The following is a 12,699-nucleotide window of genomic DNA, read 5'->3' on the forward strand; positions in this document are numbered from 1 at the left end:
ATCAAAGTAATCAGTAAAATCAGTCTAATCCTGAAAAAGACAAATTCCGCTATTTTATCGCTGAGAACAGCCGCCCCCAACGGATGCGGTTATGATGAATACTCATCCAGATGATCCACGCTTTTCCCACAATATGATCTTCGGGAACATAGCCCCAGAAGCGGGAATCCATCGATTCGCGGCGGTTATCCCCCATCATCCAGTAATAATCCATTTTGAAGGTATAGGTATTGGTTTCCTGGTTGTTGATATAAATTTTCCCATTCACCACCCGCAGCGTGTTGTGTTCATACGTATCTATGATGCGGCTGTAGAAAGGCAGGGTAAGCGTATCCAGCGTTACGGTGGACCCTTTCCGGGGAATGTATAAAGGTCCGAAGCAATCCTCGTTCCAATCGTAGTGTTTTGTATCAAAGGGGAACACCCGCGAATCTGCGAAAGCATCATACACATAGCGTTGTACGGTAGCGCCCATAGCTTTCAGGGTATCTATATTTGCGGTGGTGAGGTTGTAAATAAACATGCCCGAATCGCGGGTAGCCCGCTGGATATGATCTGTTCCCAGTACATCCCTCATAGAGTCGCTGAGTTCTTTTTTATCCGGCATGGTAACATAATACCGCGCTTCAAAGTGTTCCGGTGAGGCCGTGGGCGCATGATTAATATACACGATGCCGTCGATGATCTGCAGCGTGTCACCCGGAACAGCGATGCATCGCTTGATCCAGTTTTCTCTTTTGTCGACTGGCCGGATTACAGGAGGAGGATAATTTTTATGAACGTATTCCGCACCAAGCGACCGCATATTCGTGTAGTAGTCCTCATCATCGCCGGTAATGGTTTTCAATACGGTATCCCCGCAGGGATAATTAAATACCACCACATCATTGTGTTGAATACTGCTGAAGCCCGGTAAACGTGTATAAGGCCACTGAACAGCGGTGGAAAAGGGTTTGGTGTTTCTGGTAAACGGAAGGGTGTGATGGGTAAAAGGCCATGCCAGTGGCGTGATGGGGATACGCGGACCGTAGCTGATTTTGCTGACAAAAATAAAATCGTTGATCAGCAATGTTTTTTCCATAGAAGCGCTGGGGATAACAAAAGCTTCAAAGATAAAGGTACGGATAAGGGTAGCGGCAACCACAGCAAAAAGAGCAGCTTCTATCCATTCTCTCACCTTCGATTTCTTCCGGGTACCTTCCTCTGGCTGCTTTACATCGCTGAAAGAAAAATTCATTTTACACGTGGTTTTGGATAAGTAACTACTAACAATTTAATTAATTATACCCACATCTTTTCAAAATTTATATGAGCAAAAAGGGCTGCTGTAATGACGCAGCAAGCAACGGGTAAAAACCTTTACAGCATTATCATACAGCCTAAATCAGCCTTTACTGCCATGAGACATCTGCGTTATTAAAAGCACGCATTTTATTGTACTATTATACCCGTTTCTGCAAAAAAGTATTATCTCCCGTATTTCTTTTTAAAAAATTTCAACAAGATAAAATCGTTTTATTAAATTGCTCTGCGTAACCACTTCAGTAGTTACACATTTACCCACGTTCCAAACATAATTACCATGCATACATCGAGACGTTCATTCATACAACAAACCGGGCTGATAGCCGCAGGTATGATGTTGCCCGGTGCTTTGGCCGCCATGACCGGCAACAAAGCGCTCCCAAAGAAAATAGGTTTGCAGCTGTATACCCTCCGCGAGCAGCTGGCCAAAGACCCTAAAGGTACGCTGGCCAAAGTAGCAGGTATCGGCTACAAAGAAGTAGAAACTTTTTACGGCTTCCAGGGTGCAGACGATAAAGGAGAATTCTGGGGACTGAAGCCCGCCGAACTGAATGCCGTATTGAAACAACACCAGCTTAGTACACCCAGCGGCCACTATCAGCTCAACGATTACCTGACCAAAGGCAATGGCAATGCGGATGCCCTGCAGCCACAGATCGACCTGGCTGCCGCACTCGGACAACAATATTTTATCGTTCCCGTACTCCCCCTCTCCCTCTGGGATAAGAAACTGGGCGCTGACGATTATAAGTTCATGGCCGAACAACTGAATAAAGCCGGTGAACAATGTAAAAAAGCAAATCTGAAGATCGGTTATCATAACCACTACTGGGAATTCAAACCGCTGGCAGACAGTAACAGCACCGGTTATGAAATCATGCTGAAAGAAACAGATCCTGCACTCGTTGCCTTTGAACTGGATCTTTTCTGGGCGGTAAAATCCGGTCGTGATCCAATCACCCTGTTTAAAGAAGCACCGGGCAGATTTGTAGCCTGGCATGTGAAAGACATGGACAAAGCTAATACTGCCAGTCTTACCGCCAGCGGCACGGAAAACAAAACCTCTATGGAGCTGCTCTCCGGCGTTACTTTTGCAGAAGTAGGAACCGGCAGCATCAACTTCTCCAAAATATTTGCCCAGGCAAAACTTGCCGGTGTAAAACATCTTTTCGTAGAGCAGGACAAAATTACTATCGATCCGTTCGACAGCGTAACGCAGAGTTATAAATATGTGAAGAACGTTTTGCTGAAATAACGGAGTTTGTCTTTTTCAGGATTAGACTGATTATACTGATTGAGGGATTTTACTTTTTGGATTTTATAAATGATTTTAAAAGATAAAGGGAGATACAAGCGGGTATTCGCTTATATCTCCCTTTATCTTTTAAAATCAAAAATGATCAAATCCCTCAATCAGTATAATCAGTCTAATCCTGAAAAAGACAAAATTCGCGTAGTTTTGCACCAAAGCAACTAACATATGGCGATGCATGAAATTGAAACATTGGTGGAACTATCTGTTCTTTGCCTGGATAAAAGCCAGGAAGAAGGACTGGATCGCAGGAGCCTCTTTTTTAATCTGTACAAATTACAACAGCAATACGATACCGGGTTTACCCATTTCCGGGTAATGGATGTATTAATCAAACATCATTTCGTATATACCTTTCCCGTTACTGCACATCCGGCTTATGCCGCGCATGCTGCCTGGTTTGATGCATTGGCTGCCAGTAAAAAGTTCAGCTTCATTTATGAAGAACCCACTGCTGAATGGAACCAGGAAACCAATCCTGTAGCGGGTTACGCTAACTTCGATTTCGCCACTCAATCCTATATTTTATACTGCGATGCCGGCTCCGCGCTCTGGGCGGCTATGGTAGCCAATGGCACCCTCACCGGTGATGACGCCATAGCGCCGGAAAAGATGGATACCTTCCCGCTGGCACATGAAGTAGCAGAAGCCGCCGGTGAACAAAAAGATAAAGACGTGCTGGGTCTGTGGTATCAGTTCCTTCCTTACCTGGTAATGGAAGCAGAACAGGAAGGTGAACCCATTCATTACAAAGCGCTGGAAGCCATACTGGAACTGGTGGTAGCCAATGATGCCATCCCGGATGAAGGATTGCCTCCGGCAGATGAACTGCCCGTAGGCGGTGAGCTGGGGAAATTCTGCAAGTGGTGGTACGCCCCCGCAGCAGATAAGATGCCTGCAACAGCGCCGGAAGAGACAGAAAAAGAAATAGACCTCGAAGCCGTACCATTTACAGAACAGGTGGATAAAAGCGCCGCCTGGTACGAGCAACAGGTAGTGCAGATCCTCCAGGATGCCAATGCAGCCATCACGCATATGGAAGACAGTGGCCCCAATGAAGCCACACAGCGAAGCGTTTATGAACGCCTGCAACAAGGATTAGTGTACGCTGATAAGGGACTGGAGTTGTCGCCCGGCCAGCCGCCGCTGCTCATGAACAAAGGCTCCATACTGATGCTGCTGGAACAATACGATCAGGCGCTGGCCGTTTATAACGAAGCGCTGGCCATTGCACCCGAAAATCCATATGTACATCTGAACCGGGCAGTACTCTTTTATCATATGGAACAGATCCCTGAAGCCATTGCCTCTTTTGAACACCTGCTGCAACTGGAACCGGGAAATGAATTTGCGCAACAGTGGCTTTCACATCTAAAAAACGGCGGGTGATTATCATCGCGCCTGCTGGCGGATATTAAAAGGTCTGAAGCATAAAACTACCTGGCGCCTGCCTGTTGCAGCATTTGTACGATCTCTTTATAATTTCTTTTCTGTGCATGTTGCAAAGGCGTTACGCCGTCTTTGTCCGCTATATTCGCATTGGCGCCCGCAGCAATCAGCATTTTTACCACCTGCTGATGCGCGGCGCCACCCTGGCCTAATATCACGGCCTCCAGGAGAGCAGTCCAGCCCAGGCGGTTGATGTGATCTACCGGGAAATTTTTATCTGCCAGCAATACCGCTATTACTTCAAGATGCGCACGCTCACAGGCAGGAATCAGCGCAGAGCCGCCGTAGCGGTTATAAACCTTATAATCTGCTCCGGGCATGTATAACTTTACCATATCCGTATAACCTTCAGCGCCGGCATACAGAAAGGGCGAGTTTAACAGCTGATCCTGCGCATTTACATTGGCGCCGGCTGCCGTCAATAATTTTGCGGCAGCAGTGTGATGATGATAGGTAGCCACCATTAATGGCGTGCGTCCCTGTGCATCTTTTGCCTCCAGCTGTTCGCCCCTGGCAATAGCTGTTTTGATGGCGCTGGTGTCGTTTCCGGCTGCCGCTTTGAAAATTGTATTATCACGTATCATCGTCTCCTTTTCTTTTTGTGCGCAGGCCGGATGTATGATCCAGAGCAGGCCCAGTAATAAAGTTAATCGCATTATGGAGGTTTGTTACACGAAAATAAAGCACCGTAGCGGTGATCAATGGTGTTATTCATGCATAAAACAGGACTAATTAAAACTACCTGTCTTCTTCCGCCCGGTAAAAAAGATATATCCGTTCATCTATTTTAAAAGCAAAATACCGGATTTATTTCCTAACTTATTAGTGATTAAATCTGGTAGAAAATGCCACAGGAAAACGACCAACAACACTATCCGCACAGGAAGGAAAAACATGAAGCCCGCCGCGACTTCCTGAAACAATCTTCCGCTATGATGGCACTGGCGCTCACGCCGCCGCTGGTAATAAAAGCGGCTCAGCACGATGAAGCCATTGCAGGCATCTTTGAAAAGATGCCGGTGAGCATGGAAATAAACGGTAAGAAAATAGAGGTTTCTGTAGAACCCCGTGTTACATTGCTGGATCTTCTCCGGGAACAACTGAATCTTACCGGCACCAAAAAAGGCTGCGATCATGGCCAGTGCGGCGCCTGTACGGTGCATGTAAACGGCCACCGCATTAATTCCTGTCTCACGCTCGCCGTTATGCAGGAAGGCAAAAAAATCACGACCATTGAGGGCCTCGCCAACGGCGAACAACTGCATCCGGTACAGGAAGCCTTTATTAAACACGATGGCTTCCAGTGTGGTTATTGTACGCCCGGCCAAATCATGTCGGCCGTAGCCTGCATCCGTGAAGGCCATGCCGGTTCCCCCGAAGAAATAAGAGAATTTATGAGTGGAAATATCTGCCGCTGCGGTGCATACGACAATATCGTTCACGCCATTACGGAAGTAAAACAGGGAGGGAAAACAGTATGAACCAATTCTCCTACGTACGCCCCGCGAGCCTGAAGGCAGCTATCGACGCGGTGGCAAAAGATAACACTGCCCGTTTCATCGCCGGCGGCACCAACCTGCTGGACCTGATGAAAAGCGGCGTGGTGATCCCGGAAAAACTGGTAGACATTAACCGTTTGCCGTTAAAAGATATCCAGTTAAATGGTAACACGCTGCATATAGGCGCCCTGGCACTTAACAGTGAACTGGCCGCACATGAACTGGTTACCACGCATCATCCGCTGCTGTCGCAGGCTTTACTGGCAGGCGCTTCACAGCAACTCCGCAATATGGCTACCGTAGGCGGCAATATGATGCAACGTACCCGCTGCACTTATTTTTATGATACTACCATGCCCTGCAATAAACGCAGCCCCAACAGCGGCTGTGGCGCTATTGGCGGCATCAACCGTATGCATGCCATCTTTGGCGCCAGCGAAAGCTGCATTGCCGTACACCCCAGCGATATGTGCGTGGCACTTGCTGCACTGGATGCTACCGTACTGGTAACCGGCCCGAAAGGTAACCGCCGCATTCCTTTTACAGATTTTCACCGCCTGCCGGGCAATACCCCGCAGCTGGATAACAACCTCGCAAAAGGAGAACTGATTACAGCAGTGGAAATTCCCGCTAACGCCTACACGAAAAATGTATACTACCTGAAGGTACGCGACCGCGCCTCATACGCATTTGCACTAGTATCTGTAGCCGCAGCGCTGGACATCAGCAATAATGTAATCCGGAGCGCCCGGCTGGCAATGGGCGGCGTAGCGCACAAACCCTGGCGACTATATGATGCCGAAAAAGCACTGGCCGGCAAAGCGCCTACGGAAGAAAATTTCCGCCATGCGGCAGACATTGCGTTGCAATCTGCCAAAGCATACACGCATAACCAATTTAAAACAGGTTTATCAGTCAACAGTATTCAAACCGCCTTACTTAAAGCTGCCAGCGTATGAAAAAGCAACAAACAGGACAGTCGATGGACCGTGTGGATGGCCGCCTGAAAGTAACCGGCGGCGCAAAATATTTCGCAGACCACCAGCTGCCGGAACTGCTGTATGCCGCACTGGTATGCAGCTCCATCAGCAACGGTACCATTAAAAGCATCAATACTACCAAAGCCCTCAGAGCCCCCGGCGTGCAGGATGTGATATCACATCTCAACGCCCCGCCGGTACCGGGATACAAAAATTCCGATCCCAATGCGAAAGACGGACTCAAAATATTCAAAGACGACCGCATCTACTCCAACGGTCAGCCGGTAGCTATCGTATTGGCCAACACGATGGAACGCGCTGTACACGCCGCTTCCCTCGTGGAAGTACAATACAACCAGGAAACGCATTACACCGATATGAATGCCAATATGGGTAAAGCCTTTCAGAATAACCGGATGAAAGACTATACACGCGGGGAAGCTGATGCCTGGAAAAAAGCGCCTGTTACCATTGACGCCACCTATAGCCTTCCGCTGGAAGTACATAACCCAATGGAACTGGCCGGCATCATTGCCCATTGGGATACACCGGACACACTGGTGCTCTACGCCAAAACACAGGGAGTAAAAAACGTACAGGATACCATCAAAAGATTATTCCAGATACCGGAACAGAATATCACTGTGCATTCGCAGTTTGTGGGCGGCGGATTTGGTATGGCATTACGTGTATGGCCGCTGGAAATAGCCACCATAGTGGCTGCAAAGAAAGTACGCAAACCAGTAAAACTGGTGATCACACGCGACCAGATGTTTACATTGGTAGGCTACCGGCCTAACGCAATACAACGATTAAGCCTGGGCGCCACTGCCGATGGTAAGCTCACTGGCATCACCCATGAAGCAGTAGCCGTTACGTCTCCCTACGAGGATTTTACAGAAGGCATTGTATCCATGAGCAAATTCATGTATGCCTGCCCCAATGTAACTACCCGGTACAAACTGGTACCGCTTAATATCAGCACGCCGATCTGGATGCGGGGCCCCGGCGAAGCTACCGGTGCATTTGCACTGGAATCGGCCATCGATGAACTGTCTTATAAACTCAACATCGATCCGCTGGAACTCCGGGTGCTGAACCATGCGGACACCGACCCTGAAAAAGATCTCCCTTTCTCCAGTAAATACCTCAAAGAAGCTTACCAGCTGGGAGCGGAGAAAATTGGATGGTCGAACCGGAAAGCCGCTCCCCGCAGTATGCAGGAAGATGGTATGCTGGTAGGCTATGGCATGAGCAGCGGCACCTTTGGCGCATTCCGCGGCAAAGCTACGGTATCGGCTACACTAAAAGCAGATGGTTCACTCATCCTGCAGAGTGCTGCCGCCGATATTGGCCCGGGTACTGCTACCGCAATGGTACAGATAGCTGCAGATGTAACCGGCATAGCGCCGGCAAAAATAAAATTCATGCTCGGCGAATCTGCCTACCCGTTTGCACCCCAGCAGGGCGGGTCCTCTACCGTGTCTACTTTAGGCAGCGCGGTAACAGACGCCTGTAAAGCATTGCAGCAGAAGCTGGCGGGTCTTGCAATCAGCCATGTACCGGCTTTTAAAAATGCCGCTCCGGAAACAATTATTTTTGAAGATGGACAACTGCTGAGAGCCGGACAATCTGAAAAAACATCTTACGAAACTATCTTACAACAACAACAGCTACCGGAAGTAAATGTAGTAGCCACTTCACAAAGCGGGGAAGAAAGAAAAAAATATTCCATGTATTCTTTCTCTGTGCATTTTACCAAAGTACATGTACATCCGGCTACCGGCGTGGTTCGTATAAAACATATTGTAAGCGTGGCAGATGCAGGTACCATCGTAAACGCCAAAACTGCCCGCAGCCAGATGATCGGCGGCGTAGTGGGCGGCATCGGTATGGCGCTCACCGAAGAAGCGGTTATGGATCACCGTTTCGGACGTTTTGTAAACAATAACTATGCAGACTATCACGTTCCGGTAAATGCAGATACGCCACCTACCGATGTATATTTTATTAACAAGAAAGATCCTTACATTAACCCGATGGGCTCAAAAGGCATGGGAGAAATAGCGCTGATCGGCTTTGCCGCCGCAGTTTCCAATGCCGTATACCACGCCACCGGTAAGCGGGTACGCGACCTGCCCATCACCCCGGATAAAGTACTGGATGAGAAAGGATATCAGCAATGGAAGCTGGAAAATAAAATGAGTACATGAAAGAACTGGAAGACATTGTAAAGTCATACCACGCTGCCTGCCGCCAGGGAATAAAAACGGCGCTGGCTACGGTAGTACATGTGGAAGGCTCTGCTTACCGCCAGCCAGGCGCAAGGATGCTGGTTACAGAAACCGGTATGCTCACCGGCGCCATCAGCGGCGGTTGCCTCGAAGGGGATGCCCTGCGTAAAGCGCAGCTGGTAATGATGCAGCAACGGCCCATGCTGGTGACTTACGATACCAACGATGAAGACGATGCCAAACTTGGCGTAGGACTTGGATGCAATGGTATCATTCATATACTGCTGGAACCCGTGAATGCAGAAGATCCCGGCAACCCCGTGGCTATGCTGCAGGAAATAACTTCCCATCGTACGCCCGCTGTACTGGTTACCCTGTTTACGCTGCGCCAGCGCAAAGCGCCGCAACCCGGTACCTGCCTGGTGCTCACCGCCAATGGTCAGTTGCATCACTGCATCACCGATGCTCAGCTGCAAAACGCCATCACCGCCGATGCACATCAGGCTTTGCAAACCCGCACTTCTTTTACAAAAACATACGTCTCTACCGGCAACGACTACACGACACATACGGCCTACATTCCGCCGGCGCCACAGCTATTAATTGCAGGTGCAGGCAACGATGTAATCCCGCTGGTGAAAATGGCAGCATTGCTCGGATGGCACACTACCGTTATTGATGGCCGCCCCGGTTACGCCACCACCATGCGTTTTCCGGAAGCCACACAGGTGATCACCGCCAAACCCGTACTGGTACTTCCACAGGTGCAAACAGATCAATATACCGTGGCAGTACTGATGACTCACAATTACAATTACGATCTTGCCCTGCTGGCGCAACTGCTCCCGCTGCCGTTGCCCTACATAGGGGTATTGGGGCCTGCCAAAAAACTACAGCGTATGCTCGACGAGCTGGCAGAAAGCGGCATCTGCATTTCCCCGATACAGCGGGAACGTATACACGGACCAGCCGGATTGGACCTGGGCGCTGAAACATCAGAGGAAATTGCCTTGTCTGTTATCAGTGAAATAAAATCCGTACTGTCTGCCGCTGCCGCTACATCACTGCGGGAAAAAACAACAGCTATCCATTCCCGCGAACAACAGATCATACATCAACAACAACTATAATGGAAACAACTGGTATCATCATCCTGGCCGCCGGCGCCTCTAAACGACTGGGAACACCCAAACAGCAACTCCCCTTCCAAAACAAAAGCCTGCTGCAAAACGTAGTGCACACGGCCCGTCAGTGCGATATGCCCACCGTAGTAGTGCTGGGCGCCTTTGCCACACAGATCAGGGAACAACTGGTGTCTGAAAAAGTACATACTGTTGTAAATCCCAACTGGCCTGCCGGTATAGGCGGCTCCATCCACACCGGGTTACAGCACCTGCTGCGTATAGCCCCTCACGTGAGTAATGCACTGCTGCTGCTATGTGACCAGCCTTTTATTACCACCGCGCTGCTGGAAGAAATGTTTGCGCTGAAAAACTCCTCCGGCAAAGCGATTGTAGCCTGCACCTACGGCAATTCCACCGGCACGCCGGCGCTTTTTGGCAAATCCTTTTTTCCACAATTGCTGGCACTCAATGGCCAGGAAGGCGCAAAGAAAATATTATTGCAACATCCGGAGCAGGTGGCTACGGTCGATTTCCCACAGGGAGCAGTGGATATAGATACCAATGGCGACTATGAGCAACTGCTCACCAGCACAAAATAAACCACCTTTTAAAGAGGCTTCTTCCCCGCAACTGTATATTTTCTTCCTGTCACCTCCCCTGAAAACCTTCATGGTCCTGTATTACAGGATCCTGATGAGATATTCTTTGCTTTTTCCTGAAAAATTTTTTTGGTAAATAAAATGACATGCTTATATTTGTCTACAAGATTGGTAGACTAATAAAAATCATACTCACCATGAACACAGATCAGCGTCATCGAAATCCGCGCCGGATAAGCGCCTCAACCAACCGCCTCACAATAGCGGCATCATATTGTTGTTGTTAACACCCACTCCCCTCTGCGGCCACCCCACCAATTGCCGCGATAGTATTTTCTATTTCAACAACTGATTTAACACTGTCAACAAAAATTTTCGTCATGAAAACGACCAACCAACCCGTATTCTCTCTCGCCGGGGGAGTAACTGCAGCGCACCTTGCCTGGTTTCGCACCTATGGCATCATACAGTTTAAAAATTTCCTCGATAAAAATGCACTCGCTACTGTGCATGAAGAAGTACAACGTGTACAGGAACTACTGATCCGGAATAACATTCAGAAAGTAAATGGCATTCCGCTCAAATTCGGTACAGACGTGGACGGCAGCCCGCTGATCCAGCGCATCGCCTTCGCATCGCATTATAGTAATGCATTGCGGGAACTGTTAAAAGACAAAAGACTGCAAACACTCACTGCTTTGCTGGGCCCCTACTCCGGCAGGATCGGTGAAAACGAAAAAGACGGACTGGTAGTAAACCACTACGTAAACACCACGGACAGCCAGTTTAAACAACTCGGCTGGCACACCGACAGCCCCCGCGATCTGTTCCTGGGCTCACGCATCCTGCCGATGCTCAATGTAGGCATTCACCTCGATGATTGCCCGCTGGACAATGGCGGCCTCAGAGTATTGCCCGGCACACATGAGCAGGGAATATTAAAACTGCTATTCAGAAAGAAATACTTCATAGACAATAACCCTGATGAAAAAGAAGTAGGCTTTGATATTGAAGCCGGCGATCTCACGGTTCACGACGGGCGCCTCTGGCACCGCGTGCAGCAGTCGCCCTACACTGGCGAAAAAAGCCGCAGAAGAGTGATGTATATTCCCATCATCACCGGCGCTTACCAGCCTAAAACGGCTGCCAGCCCTACTCCTTTTTATCACAAACTGGCACATCTGAAACAACATCTGTACGGTGGCAGACCACAGTGGGTGAATGTAAAAGCCCGGTCAGAAAGCCTTGCGGAAGTAAACACTCCATCTCTCTAAAAAATATAATCCGATGTCATACGCATTAATAACCGGCGCAGCAAAAGGAATAGGAAAAGCCATCGCTGCACAACTGGCGGAAAGAAATTATCATTTGCTGCTGGTAGATATAGATGAAAAAAGCCTCGCAGCTACCGCGGAAACACTTGCAGCGCAATATCACGTGAACGTACATACGTTGCACCAGGATCTGTCGGCCCCGGATGCTTTATCAAATGTTACCGGCTGGAGCAGCACCTGGCATCATTCGCTTTCCGTAGTGGTGAACAACGCCGGTTATGGTATCAACGGACCATTTGAGCAACTCACCCTACAGGAACAGTTCAACATCATTGATGTAAATATCAGGGCACAGGTAGGGTTATCCTATGCCTATATACCAGTGCTGCGGCAGTTTCCGAAAGCGTACCTGCTCAACCTCGCCAGCACAACGGCCTATCAAACCGTTCCATATCTCAATATTTACGCGTCTACAAAAGCCTTTGCGCTTTCCTTTACACGCGGACTCCGGTATGAACTCAGGCACTCCCCCATATCGGTCAGTGCCCTGAGTCCCGGCAGCACCGACACGGATTTCGTAAACCGGGCGCGCATGGGCGACTACACCCGTAATGTTGCCAACCGCTTCAATATGACGCCGGAAAAAGTCGCCAAAATTGCGGTAGACGGCCTCTTCAAAGGAAAAGCGGAGATCGTTCCCGGCTTCACCAATAAACTGAATGCCTGGCTGCCAAAATTCTTTCCCAAATTATTTGTGGAGAAAATTGCCGCGGGTATCTATGAACCAAAAGAGAAAGAAACCAGCACCGTAGCACTCACTGCCTGAAATACACCCTCTGCTTATATGAGAAAGCGGCATCGTACCTGGTGCCGCTTTCTTATGTATATGGGAACAACATTTGCAGCACTTCTATTCAAAAAAA

General features: G+C 48.9%; 11 protein-coding genes. 9 read left to right on the forward strand and 2 right to left on the reverse strand.

The window, feature by feature from the left end; translation table 11 throughout:
* Positions 1-49 precede the first annotated feature (49 nt).
* Positions 50-1,237, reverse strand: a complete 1,188-nt coding sequence (gene lepB / locus V7S65_RS13205; protein WP_111577653.1) for a signal peptidase I — start codon at positions 1,235-1,237, stop codon at positions 50-52.
* A gap of 345 nt (positions 1,238-1,582) precedes the next feature.
* On the opposite strand from lepB, the gene V7S65_RS13210 reads away from it, so the two are divergent.
* Both V7S65_RS13210 and V7S65_RS13215 read left to right on the forward strand, forming a co-directional pair.
* Complete coding sequence (locus V7S65_RS13210) at positions 1,583-2,560, forward strand: sugar phosphate isomerase/epimerase family protein (protein ID WP_111577654.1); 978 nt, start codon at positions 1,583-1,585, stop codon at positions 2,558-2,560.
* Between the two features lie 225 nt (positions 2,561-2,785).
* Positions 2,786-4,006 carry a tetratricopeptide repeat protein gene (locus V7S65_RS13215; protein WP_336386820.1) on the forward strand — a complete coding sequence of 407 codons (1,221 nt, stop codon included), beginning with the start codon at positions 2,786-2,788 and terminating at the stop codon, positions 4,004-4,006.
* Between the two features lie 47 nt (positions 4,007-4,053).
* Here V7S65_RS13215 and V7S65_RS13220 read toward each other — a convergent pair whose 3' ends face one another.
* Entirely contained in the window at positions 4,054-4,722 is a 669-nt protein-coding gene (locus V7S65_RS13220) for an ankyrin repeat domain-containing protein (RefSeq protein ID WP_336386819.1), read from the reverse strand.
* A gap of 189 nt (positions 4,723-4,911) precedes the next feature.
* Here V7S65_RS13220 and V7S65_RS13225 point away from each other — a divergent pair, with 189 nt between their 5' ends.
* The 7 genes from V7S65_RS13225 to V7S65_RS13255 all read left to right on the forward strand — a co-directional run bounded on the left by V7S65_RS13225 (position 4,912) and on the right by V7S65_RS13255 (position 12,602).
* Positions 4,912-5,547: a (2Fe-2S)-binding protein gene (locus tag V7S65_RS13225; protein WP_079470334.1), complete on the forward strand. Its 636-nt coding sequence runs from the start codon at positions 4,912-4,914 to the stop codon at positions 5,545-5,547.
* Positions 5,544-6,524 (forward strand): FAD binding domain-containing protein, encoded by a 981-nt coding sequence (locus V7S65_RS13230; RefSeq protein WP_079470335.1) that lies wholly within the window; start codon positions 5,544-5,546, stop codon positions 6,522-6,524. The genes V7S65_RS13225 and V7S65_RS13230 overlap by 4 nt, the downstream gene beginning before the upstream one ends.
* Entirely contained in the window at positions 6,521-8,758 is a 2,238-nt protein-coding gene (locus V7S65_RS13235; protein ID WP_336386818.1) for a xanthine dehydrogenase family protein molybdopterin-binding subunit, read from the forward strand. Before V7S65_RS13230 ends, V7S65_RS13235 begins: the two co-directional genes overlap by 4 nt.
* On the forward strand, positions 8,755-9,909 hold the full coding sequence (locus tag V7S65_RS13240; protein WP_336386817.1) for an XdhC family protein: 1,155 nt from the start codon (positions 8,755-8,757) through the stop codon (positions 9,907-9,909). The genes V7S65_RS13235 and V7S65_RS13240 overlap by 4 nt, the downstream gene beginning before the upstream one ends.
* The gene (locus V7S65_RS13245; protein ID WP_336386816.1) at positions 9,909-10,502 is read left to right on the forward strand and encodes a nucleotidyltransferase family protein; all 594 of its coding nucleotides are present in this window, start codon (positions 9,909-9,911) and stop codon (positions 10,500-10,502) included. Before V7S65_RS13240 ends, V7S65_RS13245 begins: the two co-directional genes overlap by 1 nt.
* A gap of 380 nt (positions 10,503-10,882) precedes the next feature.
* Positions 10,883-11,776: a phytanoyl-CoA dioxygenase family protein gene (locus tag V7S65_RS13250; protein WP_079470339.1), complete on the forward strand. Its 894-nt coding sequence runs from the start codon at positions 10,883-10,885 to the stop codon at positions 11,774-11,776.
* A gap of 13 nt (positions 11,777-11,789) precedes the next feature.
* Entirely contained in the window at positions 11,790-12,602 is an 813-nt protein-coding gene (locus V7S65_RS13255) for an SDR family NAD(P)-dependent oxidoreductase (protein WP_336386815.1), read from the forward strand.
* The last annotated feature ends 97 nt before the right edge of the window (positions 12,603-12,699 follow it).

It is taken from the genome of Chitinophaga sp. CCNWYY40 (assembly GCF_037483205.1).
Classification (GTDB): Bacteria; Bacteroidota; Bacteroidia; order Chitinophagales; family Chitinophagaceae; genus Chitinophaga; species Chitinophaga ginsengisegetis.

Coding starts and splice junctions, on each gene's coding strand:
- lepB (WP_111577653.1), bottom strand. CDS start 1,237: ATGAATTTTTCTTTCAGCGATGTAAAGCAGCCAGAGGAAGGTACCCGG.
- V7S65_RS13210 (WP_111577654.1), top strand. CDS start 1,583: ATGCATACATCGAGACGTTCATTCATACAACAAACCGGGCTGATAGCC.
- V7S65_RS13215 (WP_336386820.1), top strand. CDS start 2,786: ATGGCGATGCATGAAATTGAAACATTGGTGGAACTATCTGTTCTTTGC.
- V7S65_RS13220 (WP_336386819.1), bottom strand. CDS start 4,722: ATGCGATTAACTTTATTACTGGGCCTGCTCTGGATCATACATCCGGCC.
- V7S65_RS13225 (WP_079470334.1), top strand. CDS start 4,912: ATGCCACAGGAAAACGACCAACAACACTATCCGCACAGGAAGGAAAAA.
- V7S65_RS13230 (WP_079470335.1), top strand. CDS start 5,544: ATGAACCAATTCTCCTACGTACGCCCCGCGAGCCTGAAGGCAGCTATC.
- V7S65_RS13235 (WP_336386818.1), top strand. CDS start 6,521: ATGAAAAAGCAACAAACAGGACAGTCGATGGACCGTGTGGATGGCCGC.
- V7S65_RS13240 (WP_336386817.1), top strand. CDS start 8,755: ATGAAAGAACTGGAAGACATTGTAAAGTCATACCACGCTGCCTGCCGC.
- V7S65_RS13245 (WP_336386816.1), top strand. CDS start 9,909: ATGGAAACAACTGGTATCATCATCCTGGCCGCCGGCGCCTCTAAACGA.
- V7S65_RS13250 (WP_079470339.1), top strand. CDS start 10,883: ATGAAAACGACCAACCAACCCGTATTCTCTCTCGCCGGGGGAGTAACT.
- V7S65_RS13255 (WP_336386815.1), top strand. CDS start 11,790: ATGTCATACGCATTAATAACCGGCGCAGCAAAAGGAATAGGAAAAGCC.